The sequence below is a fragment of the Massilia agri genome, assembly GCF_024753255.1.
In the GTDB taxonomy this organism is placed as follows: Bacteria; Pseudomonadota; Gammaproteobacteria; order Burkholderiales; family Burkholderiaceae_D; genus Telluria; species Telluria agri.
The window spans coordinates 1-24,953 of record NZ_JANUHA010000025.1; the positions used below are offsets into that span (position 1 = coordinate 1).

Annotated in this window: 23 protein-coding genes; 13 read left to right on the forward strand and 10 right to left on the reverse strand. The window is 67.5% G+C overall.

The annotated features are described in order from the left end of the window. Positions 1 to 42: 42 nt before the first annotated feature. Entirely contained in the window at positions 43 to 660 is a 618-nt protein-coding gene (locus NX780_RS23025) for a hypothetical protein (RefSeq protein ID WP_258830228.1), read from the forward strand. A 138-nt stretch (positions 661 to 798) separates the two neighbouring features. After that, positions 799 to 1,047 carry a hypothetical protein gene (locus NX780_RS23030; RefSeq protein WP_258830229.1) on the forward strand — a complete coding sequence of 83 codons (249 nt, stop codon included), beginning with the start codon at positions 799 to 801 and terminating at the stop codon, positions 1,045 to 1,047. Positions 1,048 to 1,081: 34 nt separating this feature from the next. Here the strand turns inward: NX780_RS23030 and NX780_RS23035 are convergent, their stop codons facing one another. The 5 genes from NX780_RS23035 to NX780_RS23055 all read right to left on the reverse strand — a co-directional run bounded on the left by NX780_RS23035 (position 1,082) and on the right by NX780_RS23055 (position 7,064). Next, entirely contained in the window at positions 1,082 to 2,215 is a 1,134-nt protein-coding gene (locus tag NX780_RS23035) for a PA0069 family radical SAM protein (RefSeq protein ID WP_258830274.1), read from the reverse strand. 106 nt (positions 2,216 to 2,321) lie between these two features. Beyond that, the gene (locus NX780_RS23040; RefSeq protein ID WP_258830230.1) at positions 2,322 to 2,939 is read right to left on the reverse strand and encodes a tRNA-uridine aminocarboxypropyltransferase; all 618 of its coding nucleotides are present in this window, start codon (positions 2,937 to 2,939) and stop codon (positions 2,322 to 2,324) included. Beyond that, positions 2,936 to 4,306, reverse strand: coding sequence for an efflux transporter outer membrane subunit (locus NX780_RS23045; protein ID WP_258830231.1), 1,371 nt, complete (start codon positions 4,304 to 4,306; stop codon positions 2,936 to 2,938). Before NX780_RS23045 ends, NX780_RS23040 begins: the two co-directional genes overlap by 4 nt. After that, on the reverse strand, positions 4,303 to 5,388 hold the full coding sequence (locus tag NX780_RS23050; protein WP_258830232.1) for an HlyD family secretion protein: 1,086 nt from the start codon (positions 5,386 to 5,388) through the stop codon (positions 4,303 to 4,305). Before NX780_RS23050 ends, NX780_RS23045 begins: the two co-directional genes overlap by 4 nt. Positions 5,389 to 5,393: 5 nt before the next feature. After that, positions 5,394 to 7,064, reverse strand: coding sequence for an MFS transporter (locus tag NX780_RS23055; protein ID WP_258830233.1), 1,671 nt, complete (start codon positions 7,062 to 7,064; stop codon positions 5,394 to 5,396). A 233-nt stretch (positions 7,065 to 7,297) separates the two neighbouring features. Between NX780_RS23055 and NX780_RS23060 the strand changes: the two genes are divergently transcribed. Further along, a complete protein-coding gene (locus NX780_RS23060; protein WP_258830234.1) occupies positions 7,298 to 8,551 on the forward strand; it encodes a dienelactone hydrolase family protein in 1,254 nt (417 codons plus the stop codon). A gap of 121 nt (positions 8,552 to 8,672) precedes the next feature. Here the strand turns inward: NX780_RS23060 and modC are convergent, their stop codons facing one another. From modC to modA, 3 genes are read right to left on the reverse strand one after another with little or no spacing between them, the layout of a single operon-like run. Next, entirely contained in the window at positions 8,673 to 9,755 is a 1,083-nt protein-coding gene (gene modC / locus NX780_RS23065) for a molybdenum ABC transporter ATP-binding protein (RefSeq protein WP_258830235.1), read from the reverse strand. Beyond that, positions 9,752 to 10,435, reverse strand: a complete 684-nt coding sequence (gene modB, locus NX780_RS23070; RefSeq protein WP_258830236.1) for a molybdate ABC transporter permease subunit — start codon at positions 10,433 to 10,435, stop codon at positions 9,752 to 9,754. Before modB ends, modC begins: the two co-directional genes overlap by 4 nt. A 3-nt stretch (positions 10,436 to 10,438) precedes the next feature. Next, complete coding sequence (gene modA, locus NX780_RS23075) at positions 10,439 to 11,176, reverse strand: molybdate ABC transporter substrate-binding protein (RefSeq protein ID WP_258830237.1); 738 nt, start codon at positions 11,174 to 11,176, stop codon at positions 10,439 to 10,441. 108 nt (positions 11,177 to 11,284) lie between these two features. Between modA and NX780_RS23080 the strand changes: the two genes are divergently transcribed. The 3 genes from NX780_RS23080 to NX780_RS23090 all read left to right on the forward strand — a co-directional run bounded on the left by NX780_RS23080 (position 11,285) and on the right by NX780_RS23090 (position 15,155). Next, complete coding sequence (locus NX780_RS23080; protein ID WP_258830238.1) at positions 11,285 to 12,031, forward strand: TOBE domain-containing protein; 747 nt, start codon at positions 11,285 to 11,287, stop codon at positions 12,029 to 12,031. 123 nt (positions 12,032 to 12,154) lie between these two features. After that, positions 12,155 to 13,801: a diguanylate cyclase gene (locus NX780_RS23085; protein WP_258830239.1), complete on the forward strand. Its 1,647-nt coding sequence runs from the start codon at positions 12,155 to 12,157 to the stop codon at positions 13,799 to 13,801. A gap of 166 nt (positions 13,802 to 13,967) precedes the next feature. Beyond that, a complete protein-coding gene (locus NX780_RS23090) occupies positions 13,968 to 15,155 on the forward strand; it encodes an esterase/lipase family protein (protein ID WP_258830240.1) in 1,188 nt (395 codons plus the stop codon). 15 nt (positions 15,156 to 15,170) lie between these two features. On the opposite strand, the gene NX780_RS23095 is transcribed toward NX780_RS23090, so the two are convergent. Further along, positions 15,171 to 17,075 carry a hybrid sensor histidine kinase/response regulator gene (locus tag NX780_RS23095; RefSeq protein WP_258830241.1) on the reverse strand — a complete coding sequence of 635 codons (1,905 nt, stop codon included), beginning with the start codon at positions 17,073 to 17,075 and terminating at the stop codon, positions 15,171 to 15,173. A gap of 186 nt (positions 17,076 to 17,261) precedes the next feature. Between NX780_RS23095 and NX780_RS23100 the strand changes: the two genes are divergently transcribed. Together NX780_RS23100 and NX780_RS23105 are read left to right on the forward strand one after the other, a co-directional pair. Next, positions 17,262 to 19,508, forward strand: a complete 2,247-nt coding sequence (locus NX780_RS23100; protein ID WP_258830242.1) for an ATP-binding protein — start codon at positions 17,262 to 17,264, stop codon at positions 19,506 to 19,508. Between the two features lie 12 nt (positions 19,509 to 19,520). Further along, on the forward strand, positions 19,521 to 19,976 hold the full coding sequence (locus NX780_RS23105) for a response regulator (protein WP_258830243.1): 456 nt from the start codon (positions 19,521 to 19,523) through the stop codon (positions 19,974 to 19,976). Here NX780_RS23105 and NX780_RS23110 read toward each other — a convergent pair. After that, positions 19,958 to 21,604 carry a response regulator gene (locus NX780_RS23110; RefSeq protein ID WP_258830244.1) on the reverse strand — a complete coding sequence of 549 codons (1,647 nt, stop codon included), beginning with the start codon at positions 21,602 to 21,604 and terminating at the stop codon, positions 19,958 to 19,960. The genes NX780_RS23105 and NX780_RS23110 overlap by 19 nt on opposite strands. Positions 21,605 to 21,759: 155 nt before the next feature. On the opposite strand from NX780_RS23110, the gene NX780_RS23115 reads away from it, so the two are divergent. The 5 genes from NX780_RS23115 to NX780_RS23135 are packed head-to-tail and all read left to right on the forward strand — an operon-like array spanning position 21,760 to position 24,927. Then, complete coding sequence (locus NX780_RS23115) at positions 21,760 to 22,095, forward strand: hypothetical protein (protein WP_258830245.1); 336 nt, start codon at positions 21,760 to 21,762, stop codon at positions 22,093 to 22,095. A gap of 42 nt (positions 22,096 to 22,137) precedes the next feature. Next, positions 22,138 to 22,512 (forward strand): metalloregulator ArsR/SmtB family transcription factor, encoded by a 375-nt coding sequence (locus tag NX780_RS23120; protein ID WP_370663645.1) that lies wholly within the window; start codon positions 22,138 to 22,140, stop codon positions 22,510 to 22,512. Beyond that, positions 22,502 to 22,933, forward strand: a complete 432-nt coding sequence (locus tag NX780_RS23125) for a YeeE/YedE family protein (protein ID WP_258830246.1) — start codon at positions 22,502 to 22,504, stop codon at positions 22,931 to 22,933. The genes NX780_RS23120 and NX780_RS23125 overlap by 11 nt, the downstream gene beginning before the upstream one ends. After that, positions 22,930 to 23,355 carry a DUF6691 family protein gene (locus NX780_RS23130; RefSeq protein ID WP_258830247.1) on the forward strand — a complete coding sequence of 142 codons (426 nt, stop codon included), beginning with the start codon at positions 22,930 to 22,932 and terminating at the stop codon, positions 23,353 to 23,355. Before NX780_RS23125 ends, NX780_RS23130 begins: the two co-directional genes overlap by 4 nt. Positions 23,356 to 23,406: 51 nt before the next feature. Further along, on the forward strand, positions 23,407 to 24,927 hold the full coding sequence (locus NX780_RS23135; protein WP_258830248.1) for an amidase: 1,521 nt from the start codon (positions 23,407 to 23,409) through the stop codon (positions 24,925 to 24,927). The last annotated feature ends 26 nt before the right edge of the window (positions 24,928 to 24,953 follow it).

Genomic DNA, 24,953 nt, shown 5'->3' on the forward strand with positions numbered 1-24,953 from the left:
AGACGCTGCACACTTTTGTGCACGTTTTTGCTAGCAGCAATCATGCATCGCTTCACGCACGCCCTGGCGGCGCTGGTACTGGCTGCGCCCGCCGCCCTCGCCTTCGCCGGCGACACGAACGCCTTCAGTAATCCGACGGCCGGCTTCGCACTGACCAAGCCCGCCGGCTGGCATTACCTCAGTGCGGCGCAGAACATGGACAACATCAAGCGGATGAAGCTCTGCGACGAGGAGTTTCACGCGATGATGAAGCAGTATGCCAGCGCGCCGCTGGTCGCGATGAGCAAATACCAGGAACCCTTCGAGGACGTCAATCCCAGCTTCAAGGTCAACCTCAAGACCTATGGCCAGCTGAAGGGCATCCCGGCGACGGAACTCATCAAGCTGATCCTGCCGCAGTTCCAGAAGACCTTCAGGGACTTCGTCCTGGTCCAGGCCCCGGTCGAGGTGCAGGTGGCAGGGATACAGTCGGCCTACGCCCGGATCGACTACACCATGGAATTGCCCGATGGCCGCAGCTTTCCCACTTCGTCCGAACTCTGGATCGTCCCGCGTGGAGACTATTTCTTCATGATCGGCGCGGGAACGCGGCAGGACGAAAAGACGGGTACGCGAGCGGAAATCCAGGGCATCCTCGACACCGTCAAGATCACACAATAGACATCGCCGCCGCGCCCTGCTGGAGAGGCTGAAGGCACGAGCGGCCGCTCATGAGCTGCTGCCAGCGCCGCCAGCCCTCTCCTCCCTGGTCCCAAGGCCGTACAATGGCGCCTGCCTTCCCACTTACAGAGCGTTCATATGGAAAACAAGGACCAGCGTTACCTCGTGCAGCAAAACAAAATCGCCGACGGCGAGAAAAAACCTCCCGTGTTTGCCAAGGTCATGCGCAGTAAGGAAGGCAAGTTCGAAGGCGTTTCCTTTATCAAGAACAAGGAAAAGGCCACGGTCATGACGGTCGCCGAGGCGCAGGAAGTCATCGACTGGGCTGCCAGCAAGAAGAGCAATGCCTCTGAGTACGCGACGAAAATCATCTGCCTGGGCCAGTAAGAACCTATCCCCGCAGCACCGGCCCAGACCCGTCTCAGAACAGATCCAGCTGCCCCGCCCCTTTCGCGCCTGACTTGCCGTTCTTCGTCTGCAACGCCGCCGGCACCACCAGCGGGCGCCGGAACTGGCTCGCATCGAGCCGGTCGAAGCGGCTACGCAACTTGCCAAGGCCCAGGCGTTCGACGGTCTTGGTGAAGCGCTGGTGGATCAGGTCGGCCCAGACGCCCTCTCCCTGCATGCGCTTGCCCCACTCGCTGTCATAATCCTTGCCGCCGCGCATATCGCGCACGCGGTTCATCACGCGCTGCGCACGCTCCGGGAAATGCGCCTCCAGCCACTGCTGGAACAGCGGATTGACCTCGAATGGCAGGCGCAGCACCACGTAATGCGCGCTGACTGCGCCGGCATCGCGCGCCGCTTCCAGGATGCGTTCGATCTCCGGTTCCGTAACGAAGGGGATGATCGGCGCCACGCTCACGCTGACCGGGATGCCCGCCTCGGTCAGGGTGCGGATGGTGCGCAGGCGCCGGGCCGGGGCCGCCGCGCGCGGTTCCAGCGTGCGCGCGATCTGGGGGTCGAGGGTGGTCAGGGTGATGGCGGCGCAGGCCTGCCCCTTCTCGGCCATCGGCGCGATCAGGTCGATGTCGCGCTCGATGAGGGAGGACTTGGTGATCAGGCCATAGGGATGCCGGCATTCCTTGAGCACTTCCAGCACCTGGCGCGTAAGACCCCGCTCGCGCTCGCAGGGTTGATAGGCGTCGGTGTTGACGCCAATGGCGATGTGCTCGGGCACATAGCCCGGCTTGGCGAGTTCGCGCCGCAGCAGCTCGGCCGCATTGACCTTGGCGAACAGGCGGCTTTCGAAATCGAGGCCGGGCGACAGGCCGAGATAGCTGTGGGTGGGGCGGGCGAAACAATAGATGCAGCCATGCTCGCAGCCGCGGTAGGGGTTCAGCGAGACGTTAAAGGGAATGTCGGGCGAACTGTTGCGCGAGAGGATGGTCTTGGCCAGCTCATCGCTGACGACGGTGCGGATACCCGTCGCTTCGTCCTCGTCACGCTCCCAGCCGTCGTCGAATTCCTCGCGGCCATTGACCTCGTAGCGACCCTGCAGATTGGACACGGCGCCCCGTCCCTTGCGCGCGGCGAGCGGGCGCGGGCCGAGCATGGGCTGCTCGTCCAGGCGTTCTCGTTCGGTCGGATGTTGGCGGTCGGGCACGTCTGCTCCAGTACTGTACATTTATACAGTATATTACGCCGCTCACATCCGGAATTCAAGTGGACCGGACGTGCGGCATGAAGGCAGCCTGCTGTTCCACAAAGCCAGCGAAGGCATCGAACAGGGGATGGAACTTTTCCGCATTCCTCTCCAGCTGGGCCAGCGCCAGGGCGGCGGCTTCCAGCGACGAAAGCTGGTGCGGTGCGTGGGCCTTGCGGATGCGGTAGCCGGACGGCGACACGTCGAGCAAGGCCAGGCGCGGCAGGCGCTGGAGAAGCGGATTCAAATACAACATCTTGCGGCTCTTGCGCCAGGTGGCGTCGAGCACCACCAGGCGCAGCGCCTGCGCCGGCAGCGGGGTCAAGGGCGGCGGTGCGGGCAAGGCGGCATCCCCCGGGGTGTCCGGATACAGCAGCACGGGCGCGCGGCCATCCGCATGCAGCAGCGCCTCCAGTTCGGCCGTGTCAAATGCCTCCCCCACCGCCAGCGCGCTGCCGCTCACGCACAGGTGCAGCAGGCGCGCGCTGTTCTTGGCGTTCCCGACCTCCAGCGGATGCTGCAGCACCAGCAGGGCCGCTCCGGATTCGACCGGCCGGATCCACCGGCAGATGCAGTTCGAACCCGCACGCAGGCACACCGCGCAGCGCGCCCGTTTCACGATCGCTTCGCTCATGGCGCCGGCGTCCAGCCGCCACCCAGGGCGCGGTACAGGTCGACGTGGGCCGCAAGCAGGCCGGCGCGCAGCTGCAGGACATTGGTTTCGGCGCTGAAGGCGGTGCGCTGGGCGTCCAGCTCTTCGAGGTAGGAAGCGTAGCCGTTGGCGTAGCGGTTGCGCGCCACCCGCAGCACCTCGTTCGCCGCCCGGCTGCGCGCCTCGGCCTCCAAGAGCTGGCGCCGCAGGCCGTCGATGCCGGCCAGCGCATTCTCGGTCTCGGCAAAGCCGGCGCGCACCGCGTTCTCGTAGGCGAACAGGGCGCGGTCGCGCACGGTGGCGGCGATATCGGCCTGGGCGCGCAGGCGGCCCGCGTCGAAGATCGGCGCCAGCACGCTGCCGCCCACGCTCCACAGCTCCACCGGATCGCGCAGCAGGCGCGCGACGCTTCCTCCCTGCGCGCCGAGCGAGGCGCTGAAGCGGATCGACGGCAGCAGCTGGTCGCGCGCCGCGGCCAGGCTGGCATCGGAGGCAAGCACGAGGCGCTCGGCCTGGGCGATGTCGGGACGGCGGCGCAGCAGTTCCGACGGCAGCCCCGGCGCGGGCGCCGGCAGGCGCACCTCAAGCAGCGGCAGGCCGCGCGCCACCGGTCCGGGGCTGGCGCCCACCAGCAGGCTCAGTGCCTGTTCCTGCTGGGCGATGGCGCGCTCCAGCTGCGGCACCACCGCGGCGGTCGCGTGCAGCTCGGCCTCGGCTTGCGACATCTCCAGGCGCGAGCTGTAGCCGACCTCGAACTGGTGGCGCGCCAGCGCGAAGGAGCGCTCGCGCGAAGCCAGGGTTGCACGCGCCAGCGCCAGCTGGGCGTCCAGGCCGAGCAGGTTGAAGTAGCCGGATGCCGTGTTCGCGGCGATGGACAGCGCGGCCGCGTCCGAGGCAGCTTCCTGCGACAGCGCCTCGAAGCGGGCTGCGTCAAGCGTTGCCGCGATGCGGCCGAACAGGTCGAGTTCGTAGGAGGCCTGCACCGAGCCTGCCACCGACGTCACCTCCACCGGCTGGCCGAGCGGACCGATGGCGCGTGCACGGCTCGGACCGAACGACAGGTTCAAGGCAGGCAGGCTCGCGCTTTGGGCCACACGCACGCGCGCCCGGTATTCTTCCAGCCGGCTGCGCGCGATGCGCAGCTCCCCGTTATTGTCCAGCGCGCGGCGCACCAGGGCATCGAGCGCCGGGTCGCCGAAGGAGCGCCACCAGTTGCGCGCCACCACGCCCTCCCCGCCGGGTGCGGCCCGCCACGCAGCCGGGACCTGCAAGGTCGGCGCGGGCTTGTGATGGGGCGCCACCGAGCATCCCGCCACCAGCAGCAAGGTAAGCAGCCGCGCCGCCCTCATCGCGCTTCCCTGACCGCGGACGCGGTGTCGATCGTCGCCACCACCGACATGCCCGGCCGCAGGCGCTGGGCCAGCGGCTGGTTCGGGTCGATCCTGACACGCACCGGGATGCGCTGGGCGATCTTGACGAAGTTGCCGGTGGCGTTGTCCGGCGTGATGACCGAGAACTCGGAGCCCGTGGCCGGCGCGATGCGTTCGACGTGGCCGCGCAGTGTCGCATTGTTGAGCGCGTCGACCGTGAAGCTGACCGGCTGGCCGAGGCGCACGTCCGCCATCTGCGTTTCCTTCATGTTCGCGATGATCCAGAGCTGGGCCGGGACCAGCGCCGTCAGCTGGGCGCCGGCATTCACGAAAGCCCCCTGGCGCACCGTCACCTGCCCCAGCTGGCCGTCGCGCGGGGCCAGGATGCGGGTGTTCGACAGGTCGATCTCGGCCAGGCGTACCTGGGCCTCGGCGTTCGCGACCGCGGCCTCGAGCGAGGCGCGGTTCACGCCCACCGAACGCAAATTCGTGCGCGCGATCTCCAGCGCGGCGCGGGCCTGGTCGCGGCTCGCCACCGCCTGGGCGTTGGCCGCGCGTGCGGCGTCGCGTTCGCGCGCGGACAGCGAGCCGTCGGCGGCCAGCTCCTCCACGCGGCGCAGGTCGAGGGCCGTGCGGCGCGCCAGCGCTTCCGCACTGGCCAGCGTCGCCCGGTTCTGCTCGATGGTGGCCTGGGCGCCGCGGTTGGCCTGGGCGAAGTTCTCGAGCGCAGCAACGCGGTTCGCCAGCTCGGCGCGCGCCTGCTCCAGGCGCTGGGTCGGAATGCGATCGTCGATACGGATCAGGAGCTCGCCCTGCTTCACCTGCTGGAAGTCCTGTACCAGCACCTCGACCACGTAGCCGCTCAGCTGGGGGCTGATGATGGTCACCTGGCCGCGTACAAGTGCGTTCTCGGTGGCCTGCAAGGTACTGCGGAACGGCGGCAGCTTCCAGGCGTAGAGCACGACCAGCACGCCTGCAAGGGCGATGGCGCCGAACAGGGCGGCGCTGACGAGGATGCGGCGCGAACGTTTGTTGGCCGGGGACGGGGTCTGGTCTGGCATGGCGCTCAATCGGTGACGGGTTCGGGTGGTGGCGGCGCGCCCGGCGCGGGCGCGGCGGGTACGGGCTTGGGCGCGGCGAAGTACTGCAGCCAGACGGCGTGCAGGAAGATCCAGAGGGCGCTGGCGGCGGCGATCGCCGCCAGCACGAGGAAAACGTCGTTATAGGCCAGGATGTTGGCCTCGCGCGTGGCGCTGGCCGCCAGCGAAGCCGCGCCCTGGCGGGTGCGCGCGGCCGGGTCGGCGACCAGCTGGCCGACCGCGGCGGCGCCGGCCTGGATGCGGTTCGCGACCAGCGGATCGAGGCTGCTGAGGTGTTCGGTGATGATCGAGGAATGGTATTTCTCGCGCAGCACCTGGAAGGTGCCGACCAGCGAGGAGCCGAGCAGGCCGCCGAGGTTCTGGGTCAGGCCGAACAGCACCGAGAAACTGATCAGGTTGGCCGGGTTGGCGATCACGGTGCCGATCAGCGAGATCACCAGGGGGCCCAGGAACAGGGTGCCGCCGAAGGCAAGCAGGCTCTGGCTCAGGTACATCTGCTCGGGACGGGTCTGGTTGGTGGCGTGGGCGTCAATCCAGGCGCCGATCGCCATCAGGACCAGCGATATGACCTGCGGCGCCATCAGGTGGTTCACGTTGACGGTCAGCGCGGAAACCACGATGCCGGACACGGTGGCGCACAGCACGATGCCGTACAGGGTCTGCAGCTGGGTATTGTCCAGGCCCACGGAACGTAGAAAGCCAACGGCGCCCACGCTCTGCTCCGACAGCACGATGCGCACCAGGATCATCGACACCGCCAGGCGCACGATGTTGGCGCTCGTGAAAAAGCGGATGTTCAGCAGCGGGTTGGCGCGGTTGTGCTCCACGCAGAAGGCCGCCGCCAGCAACAGGATCGCGCCGGCCAGGGCCACGCCGATCCAGGGCTGCTCGAACCACCACAGCACGCGTCCGAAACTCAAGGCCGCGCACAGCAGCGCCATGCCGGGCGCGAACAGGGCGAAGGTGACGAAGTCCATCGGCCGGAAGGCCTGGAAGCGGTCGCCCGGCGGGAGCTTGAGCATCAGCACCGCGCCCAGCGAGACCAGGGCCAGTCCCAGCTCGAACATGTACAGCCCGCGCCACTCGGCGATCTGCAGCAGGTCGCCGGAAAAGAGATAGGCCAGCGGCAGCGCCAGCTGGGCCGTGCCGAGCGCCAGGGCCACGCCGCGCAGGCGCCATTGCTTCTTGAAGGCCTGCAGCACGTAGTACAGGCCGAGCGGCGAGATCGCCGCCGCCAGCATGCCGTGGGCGGCGCGCACCGCGATGGCCGAGCCGAGGTCGTTCACGAACAGGTGGGCGAAGGTCACCAGCGCATACAGCACCAGGAAGAACTCGGTGAACAGGCGCAGGCCGAACTGCTGGCGGAACTTCACCAGGAGCAGGTTCATCGAGGCGTTCGCCATGACGTAGGCGGCCGGCAGCCAGGCGGTTTCGGTGGAATAGGCGCCCAGCGTGCCCTGCAGGTTGACGAGGTTGACCGAGACCAGCGCATTGCCGAGGCCCCCGGTGATCGTGATCAGGATGCCCACGAAGAGGTAGGCAAAGCGCAGCGGCGTCGGATGGGCGGGCGTCGACGGCGAGCCTGGGAGCATCGGCTTTTCATCCGGCGCCCACTCGCGCGGCGCGTACTTGCTCATCCGGCCACTCCCTCCCTGTTCTTGTCACCTTCGCATGATAACCGGACAAGAAAAAGCACGTCGGCACGACTCGCAGGCGTTCAAGATGTGGTCACCTTGACACGCCACGAAAATTTACCTTCGGAATTGGCAAAACCGATATTGCTCTGTCGATTCAGCATACCTAGAATCAATTTGTGCCTCACGGAAATTGTTCCAGAACTGTTCAGGCACACAGTTTTGACAGAGTCGCCATGCACCCACGCCGTACGCTCCGCCAGCTCTTCGCCGCCACCCTTGCCGTCGCCGCCATGTACCCGGGCGTCGCCGTCCAGCAGGAGTTGCAACTCGACCATCGGATGAACGAACACATCGAGCAGGTGCCCGCCGGCCCGCAGGGGCGCGCCATGCTGGAAACCACCGTGTTCCAGCCGAACGGACCGGGCCCCTTCCCGCTCATCATCATCAACCACGGCAAGGACCCCGGCCGGCCAAATCTGCAGCCGCGCGACCGCTTCTACCACATGGCCACCGCCTTCGTGAAACGCGGCTATGCGGTGATGGTGCCGATGCGCCAGGGCTTCGCCAACTCCACCGGCCGCTACCGCGACTTCGGCTGCGACATGAAGGCCAACGGCTACACCCAGGCCGAGGACATCCTCTCCACCCTCGCCTACGCGCGCAAGCAGCCCTGGGTCGACGGCAACCGCATCGTCATCGCCGGCCAGTCCTACGGCGGCCTGGCGACCATCGCGGCCGGCACCAGGGATCTGCCGGGCGTGCGCGGCCTGATCAACTTCGCCGGCGGCCTGCGCGACGACAGCGACCGCTGCGCCTGGCGCTCGGCCCTGGTGACCGCCTTCGCCGACTACGGCACCAAGGCCAAGCTGCCGACCCTGTGGATGTATGGCGAGAACGATTCCCTGTTCGGCCCCGAGCTGGCGCAGCGCATGCACGCCGCCTTCGAGGGCGCGGGCGGCCGCGGCAAGCTGGTCGAATTCCCGGCCTTCAAGCGCGATTCGCACGGCATGCTGGCCAGCCGCGACGGCGAGAAGGTCTGGCTGAACGACACCATGGCCTTCCTGCAGCAGGTCGGCATGCCGACCAAGGTGATCCATGACGTGCCGCCGCCGCCGACCCCGGCCCGGACAAGCTACGCGAAGGTGGACGACGTCGAGGCCGTGCCCTTCCTGTCCGAGAACGGCCGCCGCGCCTACCAGGAATACCTGACCAAGTTGACCCCGCGCGCCTTCGCGGTCTCGCCGAGCGGCGCCTGGACCTGGGCCGAGGAAGGCGAAGACCCGGACGGCCGCGCCCTGGCCACCTGCACCGCCAAGAGCACCGAGCCGTGCCGCCTGTATTCGGTGGACGACTATGTGGTGTGGACGGGTGATCTCGACCAGGCGGAGGAAGCCGCGGTGACGGCATCCGTCACGCCGGCGCCGAAGGTGGATGCGGCGAATTCGGTGCCGACGACCTCGATCGGTAGCAACAAGGCCACGAACTGACGCGCTGACGAATTTGTAGGGTGGTCGGCTTTGCCGACCGCGCGTTCAAACAGTACGTGATCAGCAAGCATCGCATCCGTTCACGCGGTAGTGGAACGCGCGGTCGGCGAAGCCGACCACCCTACGAGAGCAATGCCACCGACTTGACCTGGGCCCACGCCCGGCTTCCCTGTTCGAGCTTCAGATCAAACAAGGCCCTGCGCGTAATCCGCGCCAGCAGCACCGTCTCCCCACACCTCAGCCTGAGCAGCACCTGCGAAGGATGGCTATCCACCGCGATCGACTCCACCACGCAGGGGAAGTGATTCTGGATGCTGGTATCCACCGGCTCGCGCGTGGTCAGGCTGACGTCGCGCGCCAGGATCCGCAGGCGCACCTGGCTTCCCACGTCGACGCCGCTGTCGCGCAGCCATAGCGAACCCCCGTCGAAGTCCACCCGGATCAGCTGCCACTGGGCGCTGCGCTCCGCAACCACGCCATGCACCAGCGCGCCCGCATCCTCCCCCATGGCCCCGGGCCCATCGAGGGCCAGCAACACATCGTCCACCGGCCCCGCCGCCCTGACGCTTCCCTGCTCCAGCATGACGACATGGTCCGCGAGCCGCGCCAGCTCGTCGGCGGAATGCGTCACGTAGAGCATGGGCAGCTCGAGCTCGAGGTGCATCTTCTCCAGCCAGGGCAGGATCTCCTGCCTGCGCGCGGCGTCGAGCGCGGCCAGGGGTTCGTCCAGCAGCAGCAGGCGCGGCATCGTGGCCAGGGCGCGCGCGATGGCCACGCGCTGGCGCTCGCCGCCAGACAGCTGGGCCACCTGCCTGCCGAGCAGGTGGCCGATGCCGAGCAGCTCGATCGCGTCCGCCAATGTGCGCGCCGCCTCGGGCGAAGGGATGCGCTTCCTGCCGAAGTCGAGGTTGCCCCGCACGTCCAGGTGGGCGAACAGGCTCGCCTCCTGGAATACGTAGCCGAGCGCGCGCCGGTGGGTCGGCACATAGACGCGCGCCGCATCGTCCTGCCAGGTTTCCTCGCCCACCTTGATGCGCGCTCCCCGCGCCTTTTCCAGTCCGGCGACGCAACGCAGGATGCTGGTCTTGCCGGAACCCGAAGGGCCGAACAGCACGGTGATGCCGCTGCCGGGCAGGCGCAGGTCGACGTCGAGCGTGAAATCGGCGCGCGGCAGTTGCAGGCGGACCTGCAGATCACGCGTCAAGGAAGCACCCGCGTATCGCTGCGGCGCAGGCTGGCCAGCACCAGCAGCACCACGAAACTGAACAGCAGCATGCCGCCCGCCAGCCAGTGGGCGGAGGCGTACTCCATCGCCTCCACATGGCCATAGATCTGGGTCGACACCACGCGCGTCGCGCCCGGGATGTTCCCGCCGATCATGAGCACCACACCGAACTCGCCGACCGTGTGCGCGAAGCTCAGGACGGCGGCGGTGATGATGCCGGTGCGCGCCTGCGGCAGGGCGACGGTGAAGAAGGCGTTCAGGGGCGAGGCGCGCAAGGTGGCCGCCACTTCCATCGGGCGCCGTCCCATCGCCTCAAAAGCGTGCTGCATGGGCTGGACGGCAAAGGGCAGTGAATAGACGATCGAACCGACCAGCAACCCGGTGAAGGTAAACGAGAGCACGCCCAGGCCGAGGGCCTGCGTGACCCGGCCGAGTGGACCTTCGGGGCCCATGGCCACCAGGAGGTAAAAGCCCAGCACCGACGGCGGCAGCACCAGCGGCATCGTCACCAGCGCGGAGACGGGCAGGCGCCATCGCGAGCGCGTGCTGGCCAGCCACCAGGCCAGCGGGGTCGCGATCAGCAGCAGGAGCAGCGTGGTCGAGGTGGCCAGTTCGACGGTCAGCCAGATGGCCTGCCAGGCCTCTTTCCCGATCGGCATGGTTCAGGTCTCGTAGCCGAAGCTGCGGATGACGGCCCTGGCCTTGCTGCCCTGCAGATAGCGCATCAGCGCGCTTGCTGCCGCATTGTCCTTGCCCTTGTCGAGCAGGATGGCGTCCTGGCGGATCGGAGCATGCATCGAGGCCGGCACGATCCACGCCGAGCCTTCCTTCAGCTTGCCCCCGGCATAGACCTGGGAGAGCGCGACGAAGCCCAGCGCCGCATTGCCGGTCGCGGCGAACTGCCAGGCCTGGGCGATGTTTTCGCCCTGAACGAACTTCGGACGCAGCGCCTCCAGCAGGCCCAGCTTGCGCACGGTCTCGATGGCGGCGGCGCCATAGGGTGCGAGCCTGGGGTCGGCGATGGCCAGCCGGTCGAAGCGTCCGCGCTTCAAGACCTCGCCCTGCGCATCGACGAAGCCGGCCTGCCGGCTCCACAGCGCCAGCCTGCCGACCGCATAGGTGAAGCGGCTGCCGCCCCGCCCTTCACGTTCGAGTCTTGCAGGGGTCTCGTCGTCGGCAGCCAGCAGCACCTCGAACGGTGCGCCGTGCCTGATCTGCGCATAGAACTTGCCGGTCGAGCCGAAGGACAGCACCGCCTTGTGGCCGGTCTCACGCGCGAACATCGGCGCGAGCTTTTCCATCGGCGCCGCGAAATTGGCGGCGACGGCGACCTGCACTTCGCCCGCCCATGCACCGAAGCAGATCGCCAGCCCCGCGGCCAGCATGCACCACTGTTTCATTGTCGGCTTCGCTACTCGGATTGGGAATAGCGCAACTCTAGCACAAATGGCGGCTCGCTATTCATCGACGGAATAGCGCAGGAGCGTCGCCCCTGCTACCATGGCACGATGAACAAGCAAACGCTCCCCCTCGACGAGGTGCTGGGTTTCCAGGCCGTGGACAAGCGCATCGACATCCTGCGCCGCGTCGGACAGGCCGGCTCCATCTCCGAAGCGGCGCGCGCCGCCGGCGTGAGCTACAAGGCGGCCTGGCAGGCGCTGGAGACGCTGGCCAACCTGGCCGGCACCGCCCTCGTCGAGAAGGCGGTGGGCGGCAGCGGCGGAGGCGGCGCGACGCTCACGCCGGCCGGGCAGCGCGTGCTGGACGCCGCGGACGAGATGGCGCGGGCACGCCGCCGTATCCTCGAGAGCGTCAAGCAAGGCGACGCCAGCGGCCGCGCCGCGCTGGCGTTGCGCACCAGCATGCGCAACCAGTTTCCCTGCACGGTGGGCACGATCGCGCGGCGTCAGGGGCAGGCGCGCGTGCAACTGCTGCTGGCCGATGGCGCCAGCCTGCATGCGCGGATCACCCGGGAGAGCGCGCAGTTGCTGGGCCTTAAGACCGGCATGGACGTGCTGGCCCTGTGCAAGGCGACGGCGGTAAAGGTCGCACGGTCCTCCGATGCGCAGCGGTCGGGCAACGAGCTCGCGGGAGAAGTCGTGCGTGCCAGCCGTGTGGCGGGCGGTGAAGTTACTCTGCGCATGCCGGGCGGTGTGCAGTTGGTCGGCTTCGGCGACGAAGCCTCGTGGAAGGCCGGCCAGAGGGCCCTTGCCTGGATCGACGAGGCGAGTGTGGTAATCGGCATACTTCATTGAAAGAATTATTGCATTCAAGCATTTGAGTTCTCGATGGATTCGCGTATGCTTCGTCAAATCCATCGATTTTTTCCATGTATGGCTGCACGACTCGACTCAAGCCTCAAACTCTTCGGTCTTATCATGATCGTTATCGTTGCCTGTCTGGCAACCCTGCCCTACATGAGCAGCCGGCAGGCCAACGACACCCTCGACGCACTCAAGACCGGCGCCAGCAAGGAGCGCGCCTATAACGCGGTATTGACCCTGTTGAAGGACGCGGAGACCGGGCAGCGCGGCTACCTTCTCGGCAGCGACGAGAGCTTCCTGGAGCCGTACAAGGCGGGCGTCGGCGGCATGCCCGCAGCCCTGGACGAACTGCGGCGCCTCGCCGCGCCCGAGGAGCGCGCTCTGGTGGAGAAAGTCGCGGCGCTGAGCGAGGCCAAGATCGCGGAAATGGCCGAGACCATCCGGCTCAAGAAATCCGGACAGGCGCAGGCGGCTGTCGACAGGGTCGCGAGCCAGCGCGGAAAGATACTGATGGATGAATTGCGTGTCTTGCTCGGCCGCCAACTGGGCGCGCTCGCCGAGCACCGCAGCCAGCTGCGCGAGGAAATTACGGCCGCACTGCGCTACAACATCGCCCTCGCCATCGGCGCGAGCCTTGCCTGCCTGGTCGTGATCGGCTCCGCCCTGTACATCGCGGCACGCAGCCTGCGCGAGCGTTCGGACGCCGCGCGCCAGGCCCAGACGCTGGCCGCCAGCAATGCCCTCCTGGCCGAGCAGGCGGCCGTGCGCGCCGAACGCCTGTCCCTCACCGCGCAGATGCTGCAGGCCCTCGACAGCGTCAAGAGTCCGCTGGAACTCGGACAGGTCCTGCCGGTCTTCTTGCGCCAGTTGCTGCCGGAGACTTCCGGCGCGGTCTATTTGTACCGGAATTCGCGCGACTTCCTCGAGCCGAAGGCACAGTGGGGCATGGGCGACACCGACATGGACCTGGTGACGCCAGACGACTGCTGGGGCCTGCGCCTCGGCCGGACCCACCGCGCCGCCAATGGACACGACCTGTGCTGCGCGCACGGCCACAGCGGAAGCGCCGCCGGGGTGCAGATCTGCGTGCCCATGATCTCGCAGGGTGAGGTGATCGGCCTCATGGTGCTGCACGCCCCGAGCCAGCAAGCTACGGGCGTCGAACCCGAGCTGGTCGCCACGGTGGCCGAGCAACTCGGCCTCGCGGTCAGCAACGTCAGCCTGCGCGAGAGCCTGCGCCAGCAATCGACCGTCGACCCCCTGACCGGCATGTATAACCGCCGCTTTTTCGACGAATCACTCAAGCGCGAACTGCTGCGCGCCAGGCGCACCCGGACCGCCTGCGCCGTGGTGATGGTCGACCTCGACCACTTCAAGCGCATCAACGACACTTACGGGCACGAGGGTGGCGATCTGATACTGAAGGCGGCCGCGCGCGTCCTGCTCGAACGAGTGCGCGCAAGCGATATCGCCAGCCGCTATGGCGGCGAAGAATTCGTGCTGCTGCTGCCCGATTGCAGTGCCGATGCAGCGCTCAAGTGTGCCGAACAGATCCGTCATGCACTCACCGGTCTCGCGATCCCCTATCTGGGCCAGACGATCTCGGTGACCGCCTCCCTCGGCGTTGCTGCGTGGCCCCAGCATGCGGATGGCGAACAGGAGCTGCTCAAGGCCGCGGACCTGGCGCTCTACGAAGCGAAGAAGAGCGGCCGCAACCGGGTCGTGGCCGCGCCGGCGCGCAGCGACGCCGCTTCGGCCTGAGGCACGCGCCGAGCAGGCGGCATCGGCAGGCCGCGCTTACCTGTCAAGCCTGCGACGCACTGTTTCTGTGCGTGAAGCTGCCCTGCCGCCAGGCTTTGCGATGCAGCGCAAACCGCATCCGGCCTTCAGCTCCGACAATGGCATCGAGCCCATTTTGGAGAAGCACATGGTTCGCAACCTACACGCCTGCATGGCCGCGCTGCTGGCGCTCGGCATGAGCGTGCCGGCTGCCGCGGCCAACAACGATCCCGTCATCCTGGTCCACGGCTTCCTCGGCTTCGGCCCCGACACGTTCGAGCACAGCGGCTTCAACTACTGGGGCGGCTACGGCGACATCGCCTCGCACATGCAGGTCTACCGCGGCCCGCGCACTGTGTTCGCGGCGGTGGTGGGCCCGGTCAGTTCCAACTGGGACCGCGCGGCCGATCTCTACGCCCAGATCAAGGGCGGCTGCGTCGACTACGGCGCCGCCCATGTACGCAAGCGCGGCCTGCCGGGGCAGCAGCAGAGGCCAAGCGGCAAGTGCTGGGCCGCCGACCCGAAGAACAATCCCGAGAACTACCCGCTCGCGCTCTATCCGGCATGGGACGCCGACCACCCGGTCCACTTCATCGGCCACAGCCAGGGCGGCACCACCATCCGCGCCCTGGTCGAGCTGCTCGAACACGGCTCGCCCGACGACGAAGGCGGCCACGAGCTGTTCAAGGGCGGCAAGGTGGGCTGGGTGCGCAGCGTGACGACCATCTCGACCCCGCACAACGGCACCACCTTCGCCGACGCCGTGCTGAATGTGACGCCGGCCCTGCAGACGCCGCTCGGCGACGTGCTCAAGAACCGCTGGGCCAATTGGGAGCTGTCACCCGACGGCGCGCGCGAGTTCAACGCCTGGGCGCGCACCTCGCCGCACATCTACTGGTATTCGGTGGGAACGGTGGCGACCGAGGCCGGCGCCTGGTGCTGCAACGCGACCGACCGGGTGATCGCGCCGATCCAGACCACCTATCACCAGTATCCGCGGCTCGACATGATCCCGGCGTTCAAGCCCATGGCCGGGGAATGGATCGTGCCCTCGGCCCTGCAGCGCGGCCTGGGCGGCTACACCCAGCAGACCACGGGCCGGGTGCGCATCGACAGCGACTGGTTTCCCAACGACGGAGTGGTCAACACCGTGAGCATGCGCTCACCCGCCGGGCATCCGGTGCGGGAGTTCGACGGCAAGTCGGTGAAAGGCTGCCGGAATTTCCTGGGGAACCAACAGGGTTATGACCATTTCGACATCCTGAACTGGCTGAACCCGGGGCCGTCGGCCAATCCGCTCTACGAACGGATCAGCGACATCATCTTCGCGCTCTGAGCCTGCCCGGCGTGTTCAGTGGACGCTGCGCAGGCTCCGCGCCAGGTCGGACAGGCGATAGGGCTTGCTGACGAAGGTGTAGTCCCCCAGCCGGCCCTGGTCCAGCTTGAGCACAGGCTGCGGGTAGCCCGAGGCCAGCATCACCTTGATGTTCGGGTAGTTCTCGCGCGTGAACTCGGCCAGCTCGATGCCGTTCGGGCCGTTCGGCATGACGATGTCGGTGAACAGGATGTCGACGTCGCGGCTGGCCAGTACGTTCATGGCGTCCTGGCCGTTGGCCGCGGTGATGACTTCGTAGCCCATGCTGATGAACAGGGCCGAGGCCACGTCCAGCAGGTCCGGCTCGTCTTCCACGATCAGCACGGCCTCGGTGTCGCCATGCGCCGCTTCGCGCTCGGCACTGCTCACGGCAGGCAGGTAGATCGTGATCGAGGTGCCCTCGCCCAGCGTGCTCTGGATGACCACCTCGCCGCCGGACTGCTTGATGAAACCGTAGACCTGCGACAGGCCCAGGCCCGTTCCCTTGCCGGTTTCCTTGGTCGTGTAGAAGGGCTCGAAGGCGCGCCGCACGGTCTCCTCGCTCATGCCGGTGCCGGTGTCGGTGACCGAGATGCACACATAGGGTCCCGGCGCCAGGCCGGCCACTTCGCCTTCGCGCAGCTCCACCGGCGCCGTGTCGAGCGTGAGGTGGCCGCCGTCCGGCATGGCGTCGCGCGCGTTGACCACGAGGTTGAGCAGCGCCGACTCGAAGCGCGCCGTGTCCACCACCGCGCTGCCGGCATGCGGGTCGAGGTTCATGTCGAATTCGATGCCGGAATGACCCGCGCGCCGCAGCACCGATTCGAAGCCGGAGATGATGCGGTTGATGCTGCGCGTTTCCGGCTGCAGCGGCTGCTGGCGCGCGAAGGCGAGCAGCTGCTGGGTGAGCGTGGCGCCGCGGTCGATGGCGCGCCGCATGCTGTCCAGGGTCTTGGCATCCGCCCCGGGCCGGGTCATGGTCAGCACTTCGATGCCGCTGGCCAGCACCGACAGCAGGTTGTTGAAGTCGTGCGCGATGCCGCCGGTGAGCTGGCCGATCGATTCCATCTTCTGCGACTGGAACAGGGCGCGCTGCGCCTGCTCCAGCGCCTCCTCGGCCTGCTTCTTTTCGGTGAGGTCGCGCGTGATCTTGGCGAAGCCCAGCAGCCGGCCTTGCTCGTCATGGATGGCGTCGATGACGACGTGGGCCCAGAAGCGCGTGCCGTCCTTGCGCACGCGCCAGGCCTCGGCCTCGTAGCGTCCCTCGCGGCGCGCCGCTTCCAGCGCCCGCTGCGGGCGGCCGCTCTCGCGGTCTTCATCGGTATAGAAGCGCGAAAAATGGCTGCCGACGATCTCGTCCTGGCTATAACCCTTGATGCGTTCGGCGCCGACGTTCCAGTTCGATACCGTGCCTTCCGGCGAGAGCATGTAGATCGCATAGTCGGTCACGCCCTGCACCAGCAGGCGGAAGCGCTGCTCGCTCTCGCGCAGCGCATCCTCGGCCTGCTTGCGCGCGGTGACGTCGCGGGTGATCTTGGCGTAGCCCAGCAGGTTGCCGTGCTCGTCGTAGATCGGGTCGATCACCACGTGGGCCCAGAAGCGGGTGCCGTCCTTGCGCACGCGCCAGCCTTCGGCTTCGAACTTGCCGTGCTCGAGGGCCTGCGCCAGGGCGCGCGCCGGCAGGCCGCTCGCCTGGTCTTCCGGCGTGTAGAAGCGCGAGAAATGCTGGAACAGGATTTCCTGCGGCTGGTAGCCCTTGAAACGCTGCGCGCCCGCGTTCCAGCTCTTGACGTGGCCGGCGGGGTCGAGCATGTAGATCGCGTAGTCGCTGATACCGGAAATGAGATACTGGAATCGCTGCTCGTCGGTAAGCGCGGGTGCGGCCGGGTGATGCGGGTTCATAAGCCTTGGACATTGGCGGGTCAGGTATGCAAGGATCGTATCATAGCGCTGCTCAGCAATACCTGACGCGCATTTGGCCCGTACAGGCAAGGCAATATTGGAATATCAGCCACGCGAGCGGCCAAAGTGCCGAATTTGACGTTACAATGCTGAATTGTATCTTTCCCCCGCCTTTCAGTTAGCAATATGACACAGGCCTCCACCGACCTCCTCGACCTGACCCATTGTGCGAACGAGCCGATCCGCACGCCGGGCAGCATCCAGCCGCACGGCTTCATGCTGACCCTGTCCGTGGCCCCAGGCGACGGCCTGGTGGTACGGCAGGCAAGCGCCAACCTCGAACGCTGGACCGGCATGCCGGCCAGGGAAGCGATCGGCCTGCCGCTTGCGCGCGTCATCGGCGAGGCGGCCATGGCGCGCCTGGCGCCGGAACTCGACGGCGAGTCCCAGGCCTCGCGCCCGGCCTACATCGGCACCATCACGCTGGGCAACGGCGCCCATTTCGACGTGCTGGCGCATGCCTGGGACGGCCTGGTGATCCTCGAGTGCGAGGGCGTGAACCGTCCCGGCGCGGCCGACTTCCGCCACCTGTATCCGCTGATCGGCGACTTCCTGCTGAAGGTGAACGGCTCGGCCTCGATCACCGCCCTGTCCGATCTGGCCGCGCGCCACGTGCGCGCCGTCACCGGCTACGGCCGCGTGCTGGTCTACCAGTTCGACACGGACGGCCACGGCAGGGTGCTGGCCGAGGCGAAGGAAGACGGCTACGAGTCCTACCTGGGCCAGCACTTCCCCGCCAGCGACATCCCGGCCCAGGCCCGCGCCCTGTACGCGCTGTCGCCGATCCGGCTGATCCAGGACGCCAACTACACGCCCGCCCCCTTGCTGCCCGAGCTGAACCCGGTCACCGGGCAGCGCAACGACCTGTCCTTCGCGGCCCTGCGCAGCGTCTCGCCGGTGCACCTGCAGTACATGCGCAATATGGGCACGCTGGCCTCGATGTCGGTCTCGCTGATCGTCAAGGGCAAGCTGTGGGGCCTGATCTCCTGCCACAACGCCGAGCCCTGCCCGGTGCCGGTCGAGAAGCGCACCGCCTGCGAGCAGCTGGGCCAGATCCTTGCCCTGTGCATCGAGTCGCGCGAGGATGCCGCCGAGCTGCAGTTCCGGCTGGAAGTGCGCCGCATCATGGTCGAGATGCTCGGCCACCTGACCAAGGGCGCCGATTTCATCGAAAACATGAGCGGCGTCTTCCCCGAGCTGCTGCGCTTCGGACGCGCCGGCGGGGTCGCCATCGTGGTCGACGAGCGCGTGCTTACCTATGGCGACACGCCCGACGAACCGGCCATCCGCGGCCTGGTCGACTGGCTCGCCCTGCAGGGGCACTCGGACGTGTTCCACACCGACCACCTGAAAGCGCTCTACCCGGCTGGCATCGACATGGTGCGCAACGCCAGCGGCCTGCTGGCCCTGCCGATCTCGCGCATCCACAAGCACTACCTGCTGTGGTTCCGTCCCGAGGTGGTGCAGACCATCGAGTGGGCCGGCAACCCGAACGGCAAGCAGGCGGCGCAGGGCGACCCGACCCAGCTCACGCCGCGCCTCTCCTTCGACGCCTGGCGCGAAACCATCCACGGCCGCAGCCTGCCCTGGCACGTGGCCGAGATCGAACTCACCATCGAGTTCCGCACCGCCCTGCTCGGGATCGCCCTGGAGCGCGCCGAGCAGATGGCGGAACTGGCCGAGGAACTGGGCCGCGCCAACAAGGAACTCGAAGCGTTTTCCTATTCGGTCTCGCACGACCTGCGCGCGCCCCTGCGCCACATCGTGGGATTCTCCGACCTCCTGATCGAATCGGCCGGTGCGGAAGACCCGGAGCGGCGCCAGCGCTTCCTCAAGAACATCAAGGAATCGGCCCGCCTGGCCGGCAAGCTGGTCGACGACCTGCTGTCCTTCTCGCAGATGGGCCGCGCCGCGCTGCGCCCGACCAAGGTCGACATGAACGACCTGGTCGCGGCCTGCATCGACAAGCTCGGCCTGGAGATCGGCCAGCGCAACGTCGACTGGCACATCGAGCCCCTGCCCGCCATCTGGGCCGACCCGACCTTCGTGCACCTGGCGGTATTCAACCTGCTGGCGAACGCGGTGAAGTTCACCGGCCAGCGCGACCCGGCCGTCATCACGATCACCTCGGAAGAGATAGGCGACGAGCTCGTGTTCCACATCGCCGACAACGGCGCCGGTTTCAATATGGAGTACGTCCACAAGCTGTTCGGCGTGTTCCAGCGCCTGCACCGCATGGAAGATTTCCAGGGCACCGGCATCGGCCTGGCCAACGTGCGCCGCATCGTCGAGCGCCACAATGGCCGCGTCTGGGCCACGTCCGTCCAGGGAGAAGGCGCCACCTTCTCCTTCAGCATTCCGAAACACCCCTAATTGAGGCATACGATGCTCAAGCCCATCCTGCTCGTCGAAGACAATCCACACGATCTCGAGCTGACACTCATCGCCCTGTCGAAAAGCCAGCTTGCCAACGAAGTCGTGATCGCACGCGATGGCGCAGAAGCACTCGACTACTTGCACCGCCGCGGCGAATACAAGGACCGCACTGTCGGCAACCCGGCGGTCGTATTGCTCGACCTGAAGCTGCCCAAGGTGGACGGATTGGAAGTCCTGCGAGAAATCCGTCATTCCGAGAGTCTCAAGAGCATGCCGGTTTGCATGCTGACTTCGTCGAAAGAAGAACAGGACGTGGTGCGCAGCTATGAGCTGGGCGTGAATGCCTATGTGGTCAAGCCGGTCGACTTCACGGAATTCCTGCGCGCAATCGCCGACCTCGGCGTCTTCTGGGCGGTCCTGAACGAACCGCCGCCCGGCTCGCGCCGTTACGTCAAGCCGAAGTGAGTCCGGCCTGATTGCAGGCCGGCGCCGGCGCCGGGATGGCGCTCGCCGCGGCGCAGCAGGTGGCGAATACGCGCGGCCAGCGCTTCCGGGTGATAGGGCTTCTGCAGCAGGTGCAGCGAGGCGTCCAGCGTCCCTTCGTGCACCAGTACGCCTTCCGCATAGCCTGATGTGTAGAGGATCTGCGTCCCCGGCAGCCGTTCGGCGACGATTTCTCCCAGCTGCAGGCTGCTGACCGGCCCCGGCATGATCACGTCGGTGAACACCAGGTCGATGTGGCGGCCGCTCTCGATGATCTCCAGCGCCTGCGCGGCGTGCTCCGCTTCGATCACGTCGTACCCCAGCGCAGACAGGATGCCGGCGGTCGATTCGCGCACGTCCTTCTCGTCCTCGACCACCAGGATGGTTTCCAGGCCGCCGGTGAGCTGGACGCTGTGCACCGTTTCGACCCGGGACGGCGTCGCATCGCTGCGCGGCAGGTAGATGCGCACGCTGGTGCCGCGCCCGACTTCGCTCGTCAGGACGATCTCGCCGCCGGACTGCTTCACGAAACCATAGGCCATCGACAGGCCGAGGCCCGTGCCCTGGCCCACCGGCTTGGTGGTGAAGAAGGGTTCGAAGGCGCGCTGCAGGATTTCCTTCGGCATGCCCTTGCCGGTATCGGCCACTTCGAGCATCACGTATTCGCCCGGCGGCACGTCAGGCGGCAAGTCGGGACCGGCGTTCATGGCGCGGATGGTCAGGGTGCCGCTGCCGGCCATGGCGTCGCGCGCATTGATGGCCAGGTTCAGCAGCACGTTGTTGAGCTGGTTCGGGTCGACCATGATGCTGCCCAGATCGGGGTCGATCTCGGTGACCACGCGCGCGCTGGGGCCCAGCACGCGGCGCATCATGTCGTCCATGTCGCGCAGCAGGTGGCCGGGATCGACCACCACCGACTGCAGGGGCTGGCGCCGCGCGAACGCCAGCAGGTGGGCGGCCAGCTTGGCGCCGCGCTCGACGCCGGTGAGCGCCATCTCGACCCGGGCTTTCGCGTTATCGTTCAGGTTGCCGACCAGTTTCAGCAGTTGGAGGTTGCCGCCGATGATCTGCAGGACGTTGTTGAAATCGTGGGCGACGCCGCCGGTGAGCTGGCCGATCGCCTCCATCTTCTGGGCCTGGTGCAGGGCCGACTGGCTGGCCGCGAGCTGCTCCTGACTCACGCGCAGCGAAGCGAAGGCAGCGTCGCGCTGGCGCCGCGCATTGCAGGCGCCGCTGTGGTAGCGCACGCGCGCCACCAGCTCGCGCGGGTCGGGCCACTTGACCAGGTAGTCGTTGGCGCCGACGGCGAAGGCGCGCGCCTTGATCTCCGGGTCGTCTTCGGACGAGAGGACGATGACGGGGATGTCTTCGGTATCGGGATGGGCGCGCAGGCGGGTGGTGACTTCGAAGCCGTCCAGGTCGGGCATGCGCAGGTCGACCAGCACCACCGTCGCGCGCACTTCGCGCGCCACCTGGACCGCCCGCGCCGGGCTCGATTCATAGCACAGGTTGTGACCGACGCAGCCTGTCAGTCCATGCGCGATGATGTCCTGCGAAAAAGGCTCGTCGTCGATGAGGAGAACGGAGCAGTCTGGGCGATCGTCAATCATTGCGGCAAGGGATCCTGAGACGTCACGATCTTGCAATTAGGTAAGCATTGATTCTACTACAATGTGCGGTTTTTAACACAATTGACGATCTCATCCCGTGCGCATGTATTGACGTGCTCCTTGCAAGATCGCGTATCCGCCGCCATCTTGGCCGCATGTCCAAGCGCCAGCGCCTCCCCGACCATCCGCCCGCCGACCCGGTGTCCGAATCGCCCTGCCCCCTGTGCGGCCGGGCGCTGGGCACGACCAACATCGACCGCCACCACCTGATTCCGAAGACCTTCAAGGGCAAGGAGCAGTTCCCGATCCACAAGATCTGCCACCGCAAGATCCACTCGGCCTTCACCGAACGCGAGCTGCTGCAGACCTATCACACCTGGGAAGCGCTGCGCGCCCACGAGGACATCCGCAATTTCATCGACTGGGTGGCGAAGAAGCCGCCCGGCTTCTACACCCGCACCTACACGGCCAACAAGAAAAAATCCCGCTAGCTTTCCCACCGCGGGCAACGGAAGGCGATACAATATACAATAATGTATATTGATGAATTCGCCTACACCACCATGCCTGCTCCCGATAGCGACCTGACCGGCCTGCACGCCGCCGCCGGCGCCGCCACCTCCCTGCTGAAATCGCTCGCCAACCGCGACCGCCTGCTCCTGCTGTGCCAGATGACGCAGGGCGAGTTCTCGGTCGGCAGCCTCGAAACCCTGACCGGCATCCGCCAGCCCACCCTGTCGCAACAGCTGACTGTGCTGCGCGAGGAGGGCCTGGTCGCCACCCGCCGCGAAGGCAAGCAGGTGTTCTACCGGATCGCCAGCCAGGAAGCGCTGGCGGTGCTGCAGCTGCTCTACACCCTGTACTGCCCGCGCGAGGTGGACGCCAGGGAGGCCGGCCATGCAGCTTGACTGGGCCAACTTCACGCCCTGGACCTCGCTCGCCGGCGGCCTCCTGATCGGCGCCGGCATCGCCCTGTTCGCCCTCCTCAATGGCCGCATCGCGGGCATCAGCGGCATCGTCGGCGGCCTGCTGCGCCCGAGCAAAGGCGAAACGGCATGGCGCATCGTCTTCCTGGCCGGCCTGGTCGGCGCGCCGCTCGTCTGGCGCCTGTTCGCCACCCTGCCCGAGGCGCGCGTCGATGCCGGCTACCCGCTGCTGGTGCTGGCCGGCCTGCTGGTCGGCGTCGGCACCCGCTACGGCTCCGGCTGCACCAGCGGCCACGGCATCTGCGGGCTGTCGCGCCGTTCACCGCGCTCGATCATGGCCACCGCCGCCTTCATGGCGACGGGTTTCATCACCGTCTGGCTCCTGCGCCACGCTTTCTCATGACACTTCTCTACGCCCTCCTCGCCGGCTTCGTCTTCGGCATCGGCCTGCTCCTGTCGGGACTGGCGAATCCGCACAAGGTGCTGGCCTTCCTCGACCTCGCCGGCAACTGGGACCCTTCGCTGCTGTTCGTGATGGGCGGCGCCCTGCTGGTTGCGGCGCCGGCCTTCGCACTCGCATCAAGGCGTGGCCGCGCGCTCGACGGCGGGCCGCTGCACCTGCCGGCCAGGGGCAAGGTCGACCGCCGCCTCGTGCTCGGCAGCCTGGTATTCGGCGCCGGCTGGGGCCTGGCCGGCTACTGCCCCGGCCCCGCCCTCGTCTCGCTGAGCTGGGGTGGACTCAAGCCCCTGCTGTTCGTGGCGGCGATGGTCGGCGGCATGGCCCTGTTCGAATTCATCGAGCGCCGCCGCCAGCCGAGCCCTTGACAAGCCCGGCGCGCCGGGCTCTCATCATGGCACCTCAACCAAAGGCTTGCCATGCACTTTCACGACTACCTGCACCACGACGCCACCTCGCTCGCCGACCTCGTCGCCCGCGGCGAGGTCAGCCCGCACGAATTGCTCGACACGGCGCTGGCGCGCCAGGCGCAGGTGCACGGCCAGGTGAATGCCGTGGTGCGGCTGATGGAAGAGCAGGCGCGCCGCCAGTTGCAAAGGCTATTACCCGGCCCCTTCGCGGGCGTGCCCTTCCTGCTGAAAGACACCCTGCAGGACTACGCCGGCCTGCCCACCACCAACGCCAGCCGCGCGATGCGCAAGCACGTGCCGACCGAGCATGCCAGCGTGGTGCGTCGCTATCTCGACGCCGGCCTCGTCGTCTTCGGCAAGACCAACCTGCCGGAGTTCGCGCTCAAGGGCGTGACCGATCCCGAACTCTTCGGCCGCACCAACAATCCCTGGAACCTCGCGCACACGCCGGGCGGCTCGAGCGGCGGCGCGGCGGCGGCCGTGGCGGCGGGCATCGTGCCGATGGCGGCCGGGAACGACGGCGGCGGCTCGATCCGCATTCCCGCCGCCTGCTGCGGCTTGTTCGGCCTGCGGCCTTCGCGCGGGCGGGTATCAAGCGGGCCGGATGTCGGCGAAGTCTGGTTCGGGGCCTCGAGCGAAGGCGTGCTCTCGCGCAGCGTGCGCGATTCGGCGCTGGCGCTCGACGTGCTGCAGGGCGCCGAGCCGGGCGATCCCTTCGTCATCGCGCCGCCCGCGGCGCCCTACGCGGAGCTGGTGCGGCGCGATCCCGGCCGGCTGCGCATCGGTTTTACGAGCGCCTCGCCGATCGGCACCGAGGTGCATCCGGAAGCGGTGGCGGCGGTCAAGCACGCGGCCGAACTGCTGCGCAAGCTGGGACACGAGGTCGAAGAGTCAGCGCCCGAGATCGACGGCGCGCTGCTTGCCACCGCCTACCTGCACGTCTACTTCGGCCAGGTGCCGTCCCTGGTCGCGCGCATGAAGGCGGCAGGCGCCAGCGGTGGCGAACCGGAACTGATGACGCGGCTCCTGATGACGCTCGGCAGCGCGCTCAAGGCGCCGGCGCTCACCACCCAGCTGGCGCAGTGGAACACCTTCGCGCGGGCGCTGGGCCGCTTCCACCAGCGCTACGACATGCTGCTCACGCCGACGCTGGCGCATCCGCCGGTGCGGCATGGGACCGGTGATCTGCCGGCGGGCCAGCAGGCGCTGCTTGGTTTCCTGCAGCGCACCGGCATGCTCGGCCTGCTGGCGCGGCTCGGGCTGCTCGACAGCACGGTCGAGCAGATCGCGCGCGACAACCTGCGCCATGTGCCGTTCACGCAGTTGTCGAATTTGACGGGAACGCCGTCGATGTCGGTGCCCCTCTACTGGACGCAGGATGGGCTGCCGCTGGGCGTGCAGTTCGTGGCGAAGTTCGGGGCGGAAGACAGGCTGCTGCAGCTGGCGCGGCAGCTGGAGGAGGCGCAGCCGTGGTTCGACCGGCTGCCGGCGATGACGCGGGAATCAGCCGTCGTCGCGGCAGCGGCGTAAAACAAAAAGGGCCGCGTTCTCACGCG